Genomic DNA, 16,160 nt, shown 5'->3' on the forward strand with positions numbered 1-16,160 from the left:
CCGGGTCATGCCCGCGGCTTGGCGGCCGGTGGCCGCGCGGAGCGGGCCTTCATCGCGCGGGTGTAGAGATCGACTCCGGACGCGAGCTCCGCACGCGTATACGACCGGGGCCATATTTGCCTCGGCGGCGGGACCGACCGTGCGCGACCCGCGCTTCCGGACGTGGCAGGCCGCCCCTGGTCGGCACCGGACGGCGCGGCAGACCCACTACGGCCCGCTGCGCCCCGCCCGGCGGCCCGTCGAGCACCGGGAGCGCCGCCGGCCGGCCGGACCGGCCACGGACGGTCGGAGCCACCCGCACCGGCACCCCCACCGCCACCCGCGGCCCGGCCGGCGCCCCGTACGGCCCGGCGAGGACCACCCAGCGCGCGGGAGATGCCCTTCGACAGCTGCTGCACGACCACGACCCGCAGCACCGTGCCGAGCGCACCCGGACGGCTCTGCGTCACGTACCGGCGCATCAGCCCCGGGATCTTCACGATCCCCCACAACAGGCACACCACGATCAGCAGGTTCAGCAGGGCCGACGGCTCGCCGTTGGGCATCGGCACGCCCAGGACCGCCAGGTTGCTGTCGGGGGAGAGGAAGACCCGCAGCGTGACGTGCAACGCGAATGCCTGCACCACGACGATGCCCAGCGTGCCGAGCATCGTGCGCCACCACAGCTTCGCCGCCCCCTCGGTCTGGGCGGTGCCGTGCAGCGCCAGCGCGATCGGCGCGATGCCCACGGCGACGACTAGCACGCCAATGCGGACGATCCACTGCACCAGCAGCGTGCCGGTAAGCACGGCGACCAGCAGACCAGTGAGCACCAGCAGAAATCCGGTAGGGTTGTCGCCGTTCTGGCTCGCCACGATGCTGACCGTCGTCGCTCGCAGCAGCTGCATCGACCCCGGCGAGGTGATGTCCTGGCTCGTCAGGGCGGCCGTGAACGCGTTGGCCAGGTCGATGAGCGCCGAGCACAGCGGCACGGCGAAGTTCGCGCCGATCAGCCCCAGCACCAGCCGCGGGAGTTGCTCACCCGGCTCCGCCGTGGCCTGGATCGTGCCGCGACCCATGACCGTGATGCCCGCCCACAGGAACGCCAGCACATAACACGTGTTCACCACGCCCAGGGACGTGGCCGCAAACGCGGTCACCTGCGGCAGTTTCGTCACGTCCGGGCTGACGAACGCGGTCGCGGACAGTAGGTCCCACAACATGTTCAGCGCACCGATCACCAGCTCCGCCGTCCACTTGGTGACGTGGCCGATGACCTGGTCGGCGAACCAGTCGCCCACCTCAGCCGCCGATCCAGCCCTGCACCACCGCCAGCAGGATCGGCGCGAGAATCGCCAGGGCGTAGCCGATCAGCGCATTCTTGAACGCCGAGTTCGACTTCTCGATCTCCGTCGGGTCACCGCCCGCGGCCATCCGGCGCAATCCGCCGATGGTGAGGAACAACGTGGCCACACCAACCAGCAGCCCCACGACCCAGGTCGTGATGTTCTGGATGATGACCGGCAGCGTGTAAGCGGCCAGGATCAGCGGCTCGGCGGCAAACGCCGGAGCCGGACCGGCCACGGTCGTGACGACGACAGTGGTGATCGCGAGGACGCGGAAGCTGTTGCGGCGAAACATGACGGGCACCTCCCGCCCCGTACGCGGGGCTCAGATCGGGCACGGTGCGTCACCGGGGACGGAGCGGCCGTGGGAGCATCGCTCCTTCCAGCCGTAAGGTGATCGAGTGCGAACACGGTCACTCACGCCGTACGCCCCGGCCCCGGCGACGCCGACAACGACCGCTGTCCGACCGTCGTCTTGCCCACAAAGGCCAGTTGTTGGGCTCCCAACAACAGGTCCGCAGCCGGGCCGTCGCCCAACGCAGCCCAACATCGCCGCACCATCTGGCTGTGCCTCATTCGCGGCAGCGCGCTGTTGACACAACACCGTCGTGTCCCTGGCGCAGCCCCGACCACTCGTCGCCAGCAACCCATCGAACGACGTTAGGGTGGAGCCGTCATCAGATGGGCATCCGCATGTCCGACAGCCGCGACCAGTAGGCCTGTCGGGGCAGGGTCAGCCCGTCAACCGTCAGCGGCGGGCGGCAGACACGTCGCGCCGCGGCGTGGCGCCCGGTTCACTGCGCTGCTCGACCGGCAGGCGCCGAGCCTTCCGACGCAGCGGCATGAACAGGTCACCGTCGCGGATGGCCTCCAGCAACCGTCGTTCCGCCTTCTGCCGCCACAACGACGCCGTGCTGGCCGCAATACCCATCCGGGCCGCCGTCTCCGCCAATGTCACGTCCTCGAGGCGGGTCGCCGCGATCAGGCGCGCTTCGTCGACGTCGATCACACCGGCCGCGACCGCCCGGACCAAGACCAGATCCGGATGGTCCCACGGTTGCACCGGTGCGATCGGATCAACAGCGTTTGCCCGGACCATATAGGCGTCGGCCTCCGCATCACGGGCTCGCCGAGCAGCCCGCACCCCAGCACCGATTAGCCGGCCGACCACCCTTGGCGGCTCCAGGTCAATCGATGTGAGGCGCTCGACGAACCCGACCAGCAGTTCGGCATCCAGGTCGTGGGTATCGCCGTGCCACCCGAAGGCCAGCAGACCCGCCATACGCCGCAAACCCGGCAACGCGATCCCTACCGCGGCGACAACCCAGGCCGGGCCGTCCCGCCGGGCCCGCACGACGAGCGCACGCCACACCGCGTCACGAACCTCGGGCCCGGTCTGCGCGTCCAGCAGGAGTGTCCGGAGCCGGCCAAGCGGCAGTACCTCATCGGGCAGCCCAGCCACGTCGCGTCCGTCGAACACGACGTGGGTTGGGTGCTGTACCAGCAGGTCGAAGGCACGACCGGCGGCAGCCAATGGCGACGACGGCCAGGATCGCGTAGGCATGGCATCCCCTTGAAGGGTCAGGCACCGCACCTCAACGGCGGTGCACGACCCTATCGGCGCACGCCAACCCAACAGCGCAGCATCAGACGGACGCCTCGCGCAGACTTTGACCCTCCTATCAACGGACATCCGGTGACCCGGGCGGGGCGAACAGGAGACCTGCGGCCATGGCAGCAGCCAATGCCCGGCGGGCGTCGTCGCCGCCGCGGTATGCCACCGCCGCGGCAGTCACCCGCTGAGTTCCCGCCGGTCGACCATGCCTGCGGAACCGAAGCCGCTCAGCTTTGTGCCGGCACGCAGCGGAGCCACGGCACGCGGCTCCTGTGGCACCTGCACGCCTGTTGGCTGGTCAGTCGGCTGTCACGCGCCCGAGAGCGAAAGCTGTGCCCGACCACATCCGGCCACACATGAACAGACAGAACATCCCCATGAAGGGCGGCCGTTCGGGCGGGCAAGGCAGCGCATGTGTTGGGTCAACACTTGATCCGCGGACAACGGGTAATCGACTGTTGCATCCGAGATCCGGATTGTTGGTCCGACGCAGGACGCCGCGCTCGGCCGCCTGCAAAGGGCACGCCGGGCATTGTTGGACCAACACCTCCGGCCAGGCATGGCGAAGCCCGCCTCGACAATGCATTTTGTTAGTGCGAACACGGTCAGTCGGCGCGGGAGCCACCCTGACATGCCTGCACCAGGCCGCCAAAACACGAACAGCCCAGCCCACCCAGACCTGGCCGCACACCGACGCGCTTCGCCCGCCGCCACCGGCCAGATTCCGATCACGATCTGGCGTCTCGACGACCGGGACGAAACGGCAGCTGACGACGCGGCAGAACCGCGGTTCGCGCGGCGCCTGGCGCGCCAGCTCGTGGCTGTCTACACCGAACGCGGCGATACCGTCGCAGACTTCACCGGCGACGTGCTCCTTGAGTTCCCCCCGGTTTGGCGGAGCTTCTCAAACGTGATCGACTGATCATGGGGAGGAAGTTCTGTGGCCGCACCGAAGAAGTACCCCGACGAGCTGCGTGCGCGTGCCGTGCGTCTGTATCGCGAGTCGAACCCGAAGCCGACCATCCGGCGACTCGCCGAGCAGCTGAACGTGCATCACGAGGCGTTGCGGAACTGGATTCGCCAGGCTGAGGCCGACGCAGGTGAACGACACGATCGGCCGACGACCGAGATGGCGCAGGAGAACCGCCGGCTGCGGGAAGAGGTCGCTGAGCTGCGCCGGGTGAATGAGATCCTGCGTGCTGCGAGCAGCTATTTCGCGTCGGAGCTCGGCCCGGCCCGGCGACGGTCATGAGGTTCATCAACGAACACTCCGGCCGCTTCGCGGTCGCGCTCCTGCTACGGGTCCTCAACATCGCCGAGTCAACCTACTACCAGTGGGTGCGCGCAGCCGAGCAGCCATGTGACCGCGACCTGGTCGACCTCGGCCTGCTCTCCAACATCTACGAGATCTGGGAAGCCTCCGGCTGCACCTACGGCGCGGACCGGGTGCATCGGCAACTGCGCCGTGACGGCATCCGGGTCGGCCGTAAGCGGGTCGAGCGGCTCATGGCGCAGCAGAGCTGGCACGGGGCGTTCCTGCGCCGCGGCTGGCGTGGCGGGTCAACCCGGCAGGACCCGCGGCACACGCCGGCACCGGACCTGGTCAATCGGCAGTTCACCGCGGCTGGCCCGAACCGGCTGTGGGTCGCAGACGCCACCCGCATCCCCTGCGGCGAGGGCGTGTTCTGGCTGGCCGCCGTCCGCGACGTGTTCTCCCGCCGCATCGTCGGCTGGAAGACCTCCGACCGGTGCGACACCGACCTGATTCTCGCCGCTCTCGAGTACGGCATCTGGTCCCGCGACGTCCGCGACGGCCAGCTCATACATCACAGCGACCGCGGGTCGAACTACACGAGCTTCCGCTTCTCGCAACGCTTGCAGGACAACGGAATCCGGCCGTCGATGGGCTCGGTCGGTGACTCGTTCGACAACGCCCTGATGGAGAACTTCTGGTCCACTCTGAAGATCGAACTCGTCTACCGAACGAGCTGGCGGACTCGCGACGAGGCCGAGAACGCGATCTTCACCTACATCGACACCTGGTACAACACCCGCCGCATCCAACGCGAACTCGGCTACCGCAGCCCCGACGAGTACGAGGCCGCCTGGCACGCCCAGGCCGAGCCAGATAACCTCAGCCCTGCCCCGACCGGAAGCAGGTAACCACCGCTCCGTCGAAACGGGGGGAACTCACCTCGAACGGGCCTGCAGCGACCTCGCACGTTCCTACGTGTCAATTACCAACCCTGCCGCAGTGGTCGACCTGGTCTTCGCCGATAACCCGGTCAGCCTGGTCCTGCTGCGCTGGCCAGCGCATGCCGCGCAGCAGCTCGCAGACACCACCGATCTGCTTGCCGTGTGCCGCCTCATCACCACAGCCGCAACCTGGACGGTCGTCGCAGTGGATCCCGTGACCTCCGACCCATCGAGCACCGCGACTGCCGATGAGCTCAGCGTGCTGCTCTCGGCAGCACGTACCGCTGGACTCGTCCAGACACAGCGGATCGTGGCGATATCGAGCATCGGCGACGAGTTCCTCTTCTATGCCACGGACGCCGAGACCAACGCCATTCGCCAAGACCACCGCTACCGATCCGTCGGAACGGCTGCCTGCCTTGAGCTGATCATGTTCAGGAGCAGGTGAGCGGGAATCGCAAGTTCGATGTTCGTGGGCGCCGCTAAGCGATCACGTAACACAGGCCCCATAGCATGTGCGCACGTCTCGCGGCCGACGTCCTTGGATGGCCGCAGGTCAGTCAGATCGAGGGATTCGAGGAATTGCATGACGCCCGGATGCGACCAGGCCACAGGACGTCGCAGCAATCGTTTCGAGCGCAAACATCCGCCTCGAACACGCCGCGATCTTGAGCGGTGCGCTGCGCGGTCTGGTGACTGCGATGCGCCGATTCAGCCTCAGCCGCCAGGTTCGCCACCGAGCGGTCCCTCGTCGGCGCGTCCGTGACCATCCCCACGTCGCCGTCGGCGTGAGTGCGGCCCCGCCAGGTTCACCTGGTTCGGGTGGCACCTGTCAGCTCGACCGTTTCGTGCGTGACGGAGGCCGGCTGGCTGACGGTGTCGAGGATGAGCGGATCGGTGGCGGCGGGTACGGGCGTGCCGTGCCATTCGACGAGGACGGCGGTGGCGTCGTCCTTGAGTCAACCGTGTTGGTGGGCGAGGATGGCGTGGACGAGCCGGCGCATGGTTTCGGCGGCCGGGAGTTGATCCGCGAGAGCTCTGATGACGAATTCGGCGAGGCGTTGCACGCCGAAGAGGTCACCGGCGTCGGTGCGGGCCTCGACGACGCCGTCGGTGTACAGCAGCAGCTGATCGCCGGGCTCGAGGGCGATCTCGATGACGGCCGGGATCGGGTCGACAAGATTGCCCAGGCCGAGCGGCATTGCGGTCGGAGCCGGGAGTTCGGTGATGCACCGGCCGTTGCGGAGCAGCAGTTCACCGGGGTGTCCGGCGCCGATCTTGCGATAGGTGCCGGTCGTGGTGTCGAGCTCGGCGAGCACCGCGGTCACGAAACTGCCGGGGTGTTGCGCGTTGATCCATTTGTCGATCGAGCGGTAGGTGTCGCTGAGGTCCAAGCCGAACGCCGGGCGTTACGGTAGGCGCTGAGCGTCAGGGCGGTCAGTGCGCTGGCCTCGATGCCGTGGCCGACGGCGTCGAAGAGCGCGACGTGGAGGGCGTCACCGTTGGCGGCGTAGTCGAACGCGTCACCGCCGACTTCATAGGCGGGCTCGAGGATCGCCGCCACGGTGGCGCGGTCGGTGGCGAACGTCAGCGGCGGCAACTGAGTCCAGATGATCTCCGCCGCGAGCTGCATCGGCAGCCACCAGTGATCCGCACCCGCCCCGGTGTCACCAATGCTGGTCGGGACGCCGGTGCTGTACACACGCCCGGCGACGGTGCCGTCGATCGGGATCGGATCGGGTACCGCCCGGTCCGAAGGAACCTACGCGAGCAGGTCGACCTGGTTGTAGTCGACGAGGTACAGCGTGGTGGCGGTGGCGCCGAGACTGATCGCCGTGTCCTCGGCTATACCCGGCAGGTCTTCCGGCTTGGCGTGGCGCAGTCACCCGGCGAGGGTGTTCAGGGCGTTCATGCCTGCCGTGTTCATCGTGCCTCTCGTCATGGCCAGGGTCTGGTCGGCCGGGCTGTGCCGACCTCCCAGAGTGCGCACGCCAACTGGGAAACCCCAACTGCGGCGGAGCGGAGTTTGGCACACGGCGGGCTGTCGGAGGCGATTGGGGAACAAGTTCCATCCGAACAGCCGCCTCCGGCATCATCCTTGAGCGGCCGGCATGCAGCCGAGGGTGCGCGTGCCAGTGCATGGCTGTGGAGATGTCGCTGCAGGTCAGCGAGGTTCGCCGCCGTATGGCCTTTCGCATGTAGCCGGAAACCGGCAGGTATGCCACGGCGCTGTGCCTCAGCGCTGCAGGTGTGCAACCCAAACGGCGTCGACCAGAAAACGCTTGAGGTCGTCGCGCAGCTTCGCAGGCTCGTCGTCCACCTGGACATCCGCGCTCACGGGCCCTACCGCGCCCATTTGGTCCGCCGCTGCGAACAGCTCGAGCAGCAGATTCGCGCAGTGCTCCCCTGCGTAGGTCAGCCCGGTTCGCGCGCTGCGCAGTTTGGCGCGGCGGCTGCCGTGCTGCGTGAGGCGGTGTCCTCGGTGAGGTGCACCCTGCCGCCGCGCCTCATCCGGTGTACCGGCCGGGAACGTTCACGGTCTGCCAGTCGCCGCCTGGTCTGCGAATGGTGCACGAATATTGCACGATTGCATCCGGTGGGCGCCGAATGGACGAAGCGTTCCGAGATCTCCGCCGGCGGGCGGGTACGTTGACCCGCCCGCCGACTCCTGGTGTGACCATCTATACGCGCCGGGCCGGCGGAACGGACGAAGGTCGACCCGGACCAACGGGTCCTACGCGGTTTGGCCGCACTAAACGGAACCGTGCGGGCGTGGCCGAACCCGGTAACGCCACTTTACTTTTGCCGACAGCTTCAACGCTCACCCGTCCCTTCGGAATCGCCGACCATCCGCGCAACCCCGCGATCCCGCAAGGACGGTTGATTGCCGCGCCTGCAGCGGGGTAGGGGGCTGGGACGTCGCGGATCGGAGTAACGAGATGATCATTTTAGGCGTGATCCTGCTGCTGCTCGGAATTTTCCTCCACGTCACCATCCTCACGACCATCGGCGTCATCCTGCTGGTGATCGGTGCCGTGTTGTTCATCCTGGGCTCAATCGGGCGGCCCGTCGCAGGCCGTCGGCACTATTGGTAGCTTGGTGGACATCTGCCGCGCCGCGCCTTCCCTCCCGTGGGGGCGCGGCGCGGCCCTTCTGCCCCACCGGTAGCAACACCCATGCGCTGGGCTGGCTCGAGGATGTCCCGCACGTGGGCTTCCAGACACAGGTTTCCGACCCGGCCCGCCATGATCACTTTCTCGACGCGGCGCAGGCGCAGCTGGTTGATGACGCCGTTGGCCTCCGTGGACATTTCCTTGTGGGGCGACGTGTTGGTGGTCTTGCCGTCCATGAGGCCCTGCTTCAGGCGCTATAGGTAGTCGGCACAGGATCCAGCGAAGCCGTCCAGACTGAGCGGATCCGCGCGGCGCGCGAAGGCGATCCCGGCCCGGTAGTCGGCGACCAGGCCCCGGGCGTCCGATGGGGGAGAAGCGCCGGCAGCGCCCCGACAAGCGTTCAATACCCCGACAATCCGGCGTAACCACCGAGGCCCGGCTCGGTCTGATGTCCGCCACCAAGCCGTGTGCCGGGGCGTCGGGGGTACCCATCATCCGACGGCGTACCGTGCCTGGCCTTCGCCGGCGATGCGGAGGATGCCCTGGTCGCTGGCCAGCCGGTCGCTACCGCGACCGGCTGGTGAAGGTGCGCCGGTAGGCGGTCAGGGTCGTGCGGAACCTGCGGTCCGCCGCAGCGCGCATCAGCCTGAACCTCTCCGGCCCGCTTCCCTCCACATAGGACGGAAGTCGCAGACGACCGCAGCGCCGAGGCAGTGTCTGCGACTCGTCTGGCGAAGTCTCCCGGCGACACCGTACACCCGGCCCGGCGGCGTAGGCAGGTCCACAGTGGACCGGTTCCGGTCCGATACAAGGCCGATGGCCTTGCGGCGCCAGCGCCCGCATAAGTCCGGATTCGGGCGGTTGTACGGAACGGTCGCTCCCGGCGGGCGTTTGCGAGACATCGCCGCAGGTCGCAACGATCATGATCGCATCGTCGGGCGTCGCATCGACACAACCCTCTTGACAGCTTGATCGCGCGACCACATGATTTCGCCAGCGCGACGGCATTCCAACGGGGGTTTGGTGAATGGCTCGGTCATCACGCATGTCCAAAAGACTGTCCGCAGGGCTGTTGACCCTGGTCGTCGTGCTCGCCGGAACCGCCGCCGCGGCCGCGCCGGGCAAGGATCCGCAGCCTTCATCGCCGCCCGCTGAGCCGACCGGGGCCGCGGCCGCCGCGCGATCCGGCGGGCTCACGCCCGCCGAGGCCCAGGCCTCTGAGCGGGCACGCACGATCGGCGCCCGTGTCCTGGTCGACCCGCTCACCACCGAGACGACCCGGGTCTGGGCCCTGCCGGAGGGCGGGTTCCAGGCCGAGATCGCCGGTGCGGCCGAACGGTTCCGCCGCGACGGGCGCTGGGTCGAGATCGACCTGACGCTCCAGTACCGCCCCGACGGCGTGATCGCTCCGGTCGCGCACCCGGGTGACCTGCGCATAGCCGGTGGCCGGGCCGAGTCGGGCGAGGGGGAGCTGGCCTCGCTCGCCGCCGACGGCCGGCGGGTCGGGATGCGGTGGACCGGTGCGCTGCCGGAACCGGTCCTGGACGGGTCCAAGGCCACCTATCCCGATGTGCGGCCCGGCGTCGACCTGGTTGTCCAGGCCACGCGGGCCGGCCTGGAGCAGTTCCTGGTGGTGAAGTCGCGCGCCGCGGTCGACTCGGTGCGCGGGCTGCGGGTGCCTATCGTCGGTGACGGGATCGCGGCGCCGTCCGTGGGCGCCGACGGCGCGGTGTCGCTGCGAGACGCCTCAGGCAAGGACGTCGCCTACGTGCCGCCGCCAGAGATGTGGGACTCCCGGCCGCCGCTGGCATCCGGTGAGCCCGCCCGCCGGCAGCGGTTGCGCCCGTCGGCCACCGCACAGCGCGCCCGCACGAGCGCCGGGGCCGGCGTGGATGTGGCCCTCGACTCCGAGACCGCGTGGATCCTCGACCCGCAGACGGTCTTCCCGGTCGTCATCGATCCGGTGCTCACGCCCGCTGCGGCGGTCACGTTCGACACCTACGTGCGTGAAGGCGACCCCAGCACCCACTCGGCGGCGAACGATCTGTGGCTGGGGTACATCAGCGGCAGCCGGACCCGCAGCTTCGTGCACTGGAACAGTGCCCCGCTGGTCGGCAAGCAGATCACCGCTTCGACGGTCTCGTTCTGGAGCTTCTGGTCGCAGTCGTGTACCCCGGCCGCCTGGCAGATCTGGCCGACCGGACCGGCCTCGTCCGCCACGAACTGGGCGAACCAGCCCGAGTGGTATGACGCCGATCCGAACGTGGCCGGCGACCAGCCCGCCGCCGAGTCGACGGAGACGACCGGGTACAACAGCACCTGCAACGACAACTGGGTCAACATCAGCGGCGTCAAGTTCTTCCAGTACGCCGCCGATCACGCCTGGACCACCGCGCCGATGGGGCTGCGGGCCAGCACCGAGACCGACACGCTCGCGTTCCGGCAGATGCGCTCGATCGACAACACGTCGAACACCGTGTATCCGAAGGCGACAGTCACCTACAACTCGTACCCGACGGTCAACGCGCGCTCCACCACGCCCGCTACCGCCTGCGTGACCGGCGCCGGCCGCCCGGCGATCACCACGAGCACGCCGACGCTGTCGGCCACGGTCGGCGACGGCGACGGCAGCGCCAACGCGGTCACGTTCGCCTGGGCCAAGGTCGGCGACTCGGCGATGGTCGGGCAGGCCACGGTCAACGGGGTCGGCAACGGCGCCGCGGTCAGCACGACGATCCCTGCCGGGCAGCTCGGCGAGGGCGGCCGGTACCAGTGGCGGGTCTCGGTCAGCGACGGCTCCGCGGTCACCACTTCGTCGTGGTGCGAGTTCAGCGTGTACGTCACGGTGCCGCCGGTCGACGGCTGCCAGAACGGCGTCGAAGGCGACTTCAACGGCGATGGCGTGCGGGACATCGCGATCGGCGATCCGAAGGCGCCGTACAACGGTCAGATCAACGCTGGCGCGGTGCAGATCATCAACGGCGGTACCGGCGTGGTGACGACCCTCGTGCAGGGCAGCGGCGGCGTGCCCGTCACCCGCGAGGGCGGCGACGAGTTCGGCCGCACGCTGGCGGTCTACGACGCCAACCGGGACGGCTGCGCCGATCTGGCGGTCGGCGCGCCCACGGAGGACGTCGGGACCACGACCGACGCGGGTGCGGTGTACCTGATTTATGGTGCGCCCGGCGGGCTGGGCACCGGCCCGGCCAGCCTCACAATTCAGCAGGGCGCGGCGCTCGGGCAGAACATGGGCACGGTGCCGGACACGCCGGAGTACGGCGACTGGTTCGGGGCCTCACTGGCCGCCGGGCAGACCGCCAACGGCGATTCCTACCTGATCATCGGGGCGCCGGGCGAGGACATCGGCAGCGCGAGCGACGCCGGCAAGGTGCACTATCTCCGCGGTACCGTCAACGTCGCCTTCGACGAGGCGGCGATCGGGGCCGGACCTGTAGCCACCGACGACCGGTTCGGCGCGTCGCTGGCCGGCTCGCCGTACCACCTCGCGGCCGGTCGGCCCGGCCGCGGACCCGCCGGCGACACCGAGTTCGCCGGTTCGGTCTGCGTGCTCGATCACACGATCAGCGGCTCGGCGCCCACACTGCGGGGCTGCATCGACCAGGACACCGCCGGGGTCTCGGACACCGCCGAGCCGGGCGACCAGTTCGGCAAGTCGATCGCGATGGCGCCGTACCGCCCGGTCGGCGCCCCGGCCGGCGTCGCAGACTCGCTGCTCGTCGTCGGCGTGCCGGGCGAGGACGTCGGCGGCGTGCCCGACACCGGCATGGTCCAGCAGTTCCTCGTCGCCGCGGGCGGTATCACGGAACTGGCGACCCTGCACCAGAACTCGGCCGGGGTCTCCGGCGACAACGAGGCCGGGGACGACTTCGGCGAGCGGGTCGTCGCGGTGAACCTCAACCCGGCGGCGGAGGCCTCCGCCACGACCGTGCTGGTCGCGGTCGGCGGTCCGGGTGAAGACCTCGGCGTCGCCGACGCCGGCGAGGTGCGGGTCTTCGCGGGCGGCACCACGACGGTCGCCGACACCACGGTGTACCGCAAGGCCGCCGCCCTGCCCGGGGCGCCCCTGGACCGTGAACTGATCGGTGCCTGGCTGAGCGCCTCGCCGCAGTACCTGTTCGTGTCCAGCGCCTACGGCACCAGGGCGGTCTACGCCATTCCGTGGACCGCGCTTGCGGCCGGGACGGCCACGCCGGCGGTCACCTATCAGCCGGGCGTCAACGGGCTGCCGAGCGGCGCCGTCGGCTTCGGCATCGCGGTCGGATGAGGACGATGACGCACACCACGGGGGAACGGACGATGCGCAACACCTTCCGACGCACCGCCTGGCTGGTCACGGCGGCCGCGGTCGTCCTGGCGGCCACCGCCGCAGACGTCGCCCGGCGGCCCGCCGCGCCACCGCCCGCGCCGGCTCAGGCGGCGCTGCCGCACACGACGACGCAGCAGCAGGCGTTCGTCGCGGCCCGGCAGACGGGCCGCCCGGTCGAGGCGACCGGCCTGCGCACCGACCGCCGCGAGATCTATGCCAACCCGGACGGCACCCTCACGCAGGACATTCACCAGCAGCCGGTGCGGGTGCTGAAGGGTGGCTCCTGGGTGCCGACCGACACGACGCTGGCCCGCAACGCCGACGGCACGGTCGGGCCCCGCGCCGCCGTGACCGACCTGCGCTTCTCCGGTGGCGGCGCGGCTGGGGCCGAACTTGCGAGCATCTCCCGGGCCGGGCGCCGCTACGCGCTCAGCTGGCCGGGCACCCTTCCGTCGCCGGTGCTGGACGGCGACACGGCAACGTACCCGGAGGTGCTGCCGGGAGTCGACCTGGTGCTGCACGCCGAGCTCGACGGCTTCTCCCATGTGCTGGTGCTCAAGAACGCGGCCGCGGCCCGGCTGGCCGACGTCACCTTCGGGCTGCGCACCGACCTGCTGCGCGTCACGACCCGCCCCGGCGGCGGACTGTCCATGGTGGACGCCGGATCGGGTGCGACCGTATTCGAGGCACCGACCCCGCGGATGTGGGAGTCCGCGCCGCCGGGGACCGACGACGACATTGACCCGACCGTGGGCGCGCCCGACGGCGTCCGCACCGCGCACCTCGGGGTCCGGCTCGCCGCTGACAGCCTGACCTTGGTGCCCGACCGCGACATGCTGGCCGACCCGGCCATTCGCTTCCCGGTCTACCTCGACCCGTTCGTCGCTGGCACGTCGAACGAGTCGTGGGCGATGGTCGATTCGGGCTATCCCAACGACGAGTACTGGAAGTTCGCCGGCGACAACAACGAGCGCGTCGGCTACTGCCCGGTCGGCGTGGCCGGTCAGGTGTGCAACAGCTCAAGGATCAAGCGCCTCTTCTACGTCCTGCCGACCAGTTTCTCCGGCATGACGATCTCCGACGCGAAATTCCGCGTGACCCAGCAGCACACCTACGACGGCACCGCACGGGCGGTGTCGCTGTACCGCGCCGGCAGTGGCGGCGCCCTCATCACCTCGGCCACGAACTGGAACAACATGCCGGGCGGCAGCGGCAACTCCGGCTTCTACAAACAGCAGACCATTTCGCCGACCGGCGCCACCGCCTGCGAGACCGGCGCGACACGCAACGTCGAGTTCAACGCCCTGGAGGCGCTGCAGACCGCGGCCGCCAACGGCTGGAGCAAGACGACGTTCATGATCCGCGCCGACAACGAGTCCAGCTACCTGCACCTGAAGCGGTACTGCAACAACGCCATCCTGTCGGTGACGTACAACCGCGCCCCGTACCAGCCCGGCGCCTCCGCCCTGACGATGTCACCCGGCGGCGCCTGCGTCACCGGCTCCGGCCGGCCGTACGTGAGCTCGCTGCCACAGCTCAAGGCGACGCTGGCCGACCCCGACACCGCCGACGCCGAGCCGCTGAGCGGCGAGTTCAAGGTCACCTGGACGCCGCCCGGCGGCACCACCCAGACCAAGTCGTGGACCTCGCCATGGCTGGCGAACGGGTCGACCTTCACCTACGACCTCGCCGACACCGGCTCCGGCACACCCGCGCTGCCGGAGAACGTCGTGGCCAGCTGGCAGGTCCAAGCCAGCGACGGCACCGCGACCAGCGGCTGGTCACCGCCGTGCGAATTCATCCTGGACAAGACGAAACCGACCGGGCCCGACATCGACTCGCCGGAGTACCTGCCCAGCGACGCCGCCGACACCACGCCAGACTGTGTGGAGAGCGCGACCTGGCTGCCCGGCGTCGGGCGCTACGGGACGTTCACGTTCGACTCGGCCGCGACCGACGTCAACGCATACCGGTACGGCTTCGACACCAACCCGCAGCCCGCCAACCAGCTGACCCCGGCCACCGACGGCGGCCCGGTGACGGTGCGCTGGCTGCCGACCACCGAGGGCCCGCACACGCTTAACGTGGTCGCCATCGACCGCGCCGGCAAGCAGTCGGACATCTCCAGCTGCACGTTCCGCGTCGCCGCCGGTACCGGACCGGTCGCCGAGTGGCGCCTCGACGATGCCGGCGGATCGAGCGCCGCGGCCGACTCCGCGGGCGGGCATCAGGCCAACGCCGGGTCCGCCGTCGTGTTCGGCGTGCCCGGACCGGGCGGCCCGGCCGACCACGCCGTACGGTTCACCAACACCTCCGGCAGCTACCTGGCCACCGCTGACAAGAACTTCTTCGACAGCGGGCGGGCGGTCACCATCAGCGCCTGGGTCCGCATCACCGACATGTCCCGCTACCAGGTGGTGCTGTCGCTGGACGGCAGCGCCGAGTCGACGCTGCGGATCGGCTACAACCCCACCGGCACCCGCTGGTTCGTCACCACGCCCAACGACGACATCAACTCGCTCGGCAGCTGGGGCGTCAACGGACCGGTCGCGGTCCAGGACAAGTGGACGCAGCTGGCCGTCGTGTTCGACCCGATGCAGCACACGATCAGCATGTCGGTCGACGGCGGCGCGCCCGTCACCGCCCGGCGCGGGTACGCCTGGACGGCCCGAGGCGCGCTGCAGATCGGCCGGCGCTTCATCCGCACCGGCATCTACGGCGACTCGTTCGCGGGTGACATCGCCGACGTGCGCGTCTACGACCGGCTGCTGACCGCCACCGAGATCGCGGCGCTGCCCCACCAGGTCACGGCCCGGCAGGGGTACTGGGACCTCGACGGCTTCACGCCCATCGACGACCAGCCGCCGCTGATCGGCCGCAGCCCGGGCTACGGGCCGACCGCCGAGCTGGAACCGGCCCTCGAACTCGGCGTGTACCCGGGCGCCACCCACTATCGCCGGCTTTCACCGGACGAGCCGGGCTACGACCCGTTCGCCCCGTCCCCGCTCGTCGGGGACGGCCACATGGTCCTCGATGGGGCCACCGGATACGCCGCCACCACCGGGCCGATCACGGTCACGAGCGGCAGCTTCAGCGTCACGGCCAGGGTCCAGCTGGCTGCCGACTGCACCGCCGGGCCGATGAGCGTGTTGTCCCAGCCAGGTGTCCACGCCAGCGGCTTCGACCTGGGCTGCGCACCCGACGGCGCCGGTGGGGCGAAGTGGCGGGCGGTGCTGCCGGGCACGGACGCCAACGCCCCGGCGGCCGTGGTCGCCACCGGCGACGTCCTGCGCCCCGACCCCACCGTGTCTGGGGGCCAGTTCCTGGCCCTGACCTACGACGCGGCCTATCAGACGCTGCGCCTCTACGTCGACGGCGTGCTCATCGGCACGTCGACGAACGTCCCGGCGACCTGGGCGGCCAGCGCCGGCGGGCTGCAGATCGGGCGGGCGCTGGTCGACACCGGCTGGCATCAATACTTGGCCGGCACCCTCGACGAGCTGCGCGTGTACACCGGCGTGCTCGACCCGACGACGATCATGCAGCTCAACGTCCCCAACGCGGTCCCGGACCTGTGAGGAATT

Annotated in this window: 13 protein-coding genes; 7 read left to right on the forward strand and 6 right to left on the reverse strand. The window is 69.8% G+C overall.

The window, feature by feature from the left end:
- Positions 1–5: 5 nt before the first annotated feature.
- The 3 genes from ACQP00_RS21920 to ACQP00_RS21930 all read right to left on the reverse strand — a co-directional run bounded on the left by ACQP00_RS21920 (position 6) and on the right by ACQP00_RS21930 (position 2,889).
- The gene (locus ACQP00_RS21920) at positions 6–1,280 is read right to left on the reverse strand and encodes a conjugal transfer protein TrbL family protein (RefSeq protein WP_433221877.1); all 1,275 of its coding nucleotides are present in this window, start codon (positions 1,278–1,280) and stop codon (positions 6–8) included.
- 1 nt (position 1,281) lies between these two features.
- On the reverse strand, positions 1,282–1,620 hold the full coding sequence (locus ACQP00_RS21925) for a pilin (RefSeq protein ID WP_433221878.1): 339 nt from the start codon (positions 1,618–1,620) through the stop codon (positions 1,282–1,284).
- 453 nt (positions 1,621–2,073) lie between these two features.
- Entirely contained in the window at positions 2,074–2,889 is an 816-nt protein-coding gene (locus tag ACQP00_RS21930; RefSeq protein ID WP_433221880.1) for a hypothetical protein, read from the reverse strand.
- Between the two features lie 682 nt (positions 2,890–3,571).
- Between ACQP00_RS21930 and ACQP00_RS21935 the strand changes: the two genes are divergently transcribed.
- The 4 genes from ACQP00_RS21935 to ACQP00_RS21950 all read left to right on the forward strand — a co-directional run bounded on the left by ACQP00_RS21935 (position 3,572) and on the right by ACQP00_RS21950 (position 5,584).
- Entirely contained in the window at positions 3,572–3,862 is a 291-nt protein-coding gene (locus ACQP00_RS21935) for a hypothetical protein (RefSeq protein ID WP_433221882.1), read from the forward strand.
- An 18-nt stretch (positions 3,863–3,880) separates the two neighbouring features.
- Positions 3,881–4,192 (forward strand): transposase, encoded by a 312-nt coding sequence (locus ACQP00_RS21940; protein WP_433200652.1) that lies wholly within the window; start codon positions 3,881–3,883, stop codon positions 4,190–4,192.
- A complete protein-coding gene (locus ACQP00_RS21945) occupies positions 4,189–5,103 on the forward strand; it encodes an IS3 family transposase (protein ID WP_433200655.1) in 915 nt (304 codons plus the stop codon). The genes ACQP00_RS21940 and ACQP00_RS21945 overlap by 4 nt, the downstream gene beginning before the upstream one ends.
- 91 nt (positions 5,104–5,194) lie before the next feature.
- Complete coding sequence (locus ACQP00_RS21950) at positions 5,195–5,584, forward strand: hypothetical protein (RefSeq protein ID WP_433221884.1); 390 nt, start codon at positions 5,195–5,197, stop codon at positions 5,582–5,584.
- 511 nt (positions 5,585–6,095) lie between these two features.
- Here the strand turns inward: ACQP00_RS21950 and ACQP00_RS21955 are convergent.
- Together ACQP00_RS21955 and ACQP00_RS21960 are read right to left on the reverse strand one after the other, a co-directional pair.
- A complete protein-coding gene (locus tag ACQP00_RS21955) occupies positions 6,096–6,530 on the reverse strand; it encodes a PP2C family protein-serine/threonine phosphatase (RefSeq protein WP_433221886.1) in 435 nt (144 codons plus the stop codon).
- Positions 6,461–6,838, reverse strand: a complete 378-nt coding sequence (locus ACQP00_RS21960) for a PP2C family protein-serine/threonine phosphatase (protein ID WP_433221888.1) — start codon at positions 6,836–6,838, stop codon at positions 6,461–6,463. The genes ACQP00_RS21955 and ACQP00_RS21960 overlap by 70 nt, the downstream gene beginning before the upstream one ends.
- A gap of 1,252 nt (positions 6,839–8,090) precedes the next feature.
- Between ACQP00_RS21960 and ACQP00_RS21965 the strand changes: the two genes are divergently transcribed.
- Positions 8,091–8,231, forward strand: coding sequence for a DUF6131 family protein (locus tag ACQP00_RS21965; protein WP_433221890.1), 141 nt, complete (start codon positions 8,091–8,093; stop codon positions 8,229–8,231).
- On the opposite strand, the gene ACQP00_RS21970 is transcribed toward ACQP00_RS21965, so the two are convergent.
- Positions 8,222–8,485 carry a hypothetical protein gene (locus tag ACQP00_RS21970; RefSeq protein WP_433221892.1) on the reverse strand — a complete coding sequence of 88 codons (264 nt, stop codon included), beginning with the start codon at positions 8,483–8,485 and terminating at the stop codon, positions 8,222–8,224. The genes ACQP00_RS21965 and ACQP00_RS21970 overlap by 10 nt on opposite strands.
- A gap of 809 nt (positions 8,486–9,294) precedes the next feature.
- Between ACQP00_RS21970 and ACQP00_RS21975 the strand changes: the two genes are divergently transcribed.
- Together ACQP00_RS21975 and ACQP00_RS21980 are read left to right on the forward strand one after the other, a co-directional pair.
- Positions 9,295–12,534, forward strand: coding sequence for a hypothetical protein (locus tag ACQP00_RS21975; protein WP_433221894.1), 3,240 nt, complete (start codon positions 9,295–9,297; stop codon positions 12,532–12,534).
- Between the two features lie 5 nt (positions 12,535–12,539).
- A complete protein-coding gene (locus ACQP00_RS21980; RefSeq protein WP_433221895.1) occupies positions 12,540–16,154 on the forward strand; it encodes a LamG-like jellyroll fold domain-containing protein in 3,615 nt (1,204 codons plus the stop codon).
- Positions 16,155–16,160 lie beyond the last annotated feature (6 nt).

The organism is Dactylosporangium sp. CS-047395 (genome assembly GCF_050942185.1).
In the GTDB taxonomy this organism is placed as follows: domain Bacteria; phylum Actinomycetota; class Actinomycetes; order Mycobacteriales; family Micromonosporaceae; genus Dactylosporangium.

What these genes read in the sequence shown, in the direction of transcription:
- ACQP00_RS21970 (WP_433221892.1), bottom strand. Translation starts at nt 8,485, where the DNA reads ATGGACGGCAAGACCACCAACACGTCGCCCCACAAGGAAATGTCCACG.
- ACQP00_RS21945 (WP_433200655.1), top strand. Translation starts at nt 4,189, where the DNA reads ATGAGGTTCATCAACGAACACTCCGGCCGCTTCGCGGTCGCGCTCCTG.
- ACQP00_RS21980 (WP_433221895.1), top strand. Translation starts at nt 12,540, where the DNA reads ATGACGCACACCACGGGGGAACGGACGATGCGCAACACCTTCCGACGC.
- ACQP00_RS21930 (WP_433221880.1), bottom strand. Translation starts at nt 2,889, where the DNA reads ATGCCTACGCGATCCTGGCCGTCGTCGCCATTGGCTGCCGCCGGTCGT.
- ACQP00_RS21975 (WP_433221894.1), top strand. Translation starts at nt 9,295, where the DNA reads ATGTCCAAAAGACTGTCCGCAGGGCTGTTGACCCTGGTCGTCGTGCTC.
- ACQP00_RS21925 (WP_433221878.1), bottom strand. Translation starts at nt 1,620, where the DNA reads ATGTTTCGCCGCAACAGCTTCCGCGTCCTCGCGATCACCACTGTCGTC.
- ACQP00_RS21935 (WP_433221882.1), top strand. Translation starts at nt 3,572, where the DNA reads ATGCCTGCACCAGGCCGCCAAAACACGAACAGCCCAGCCCACCCAGAC.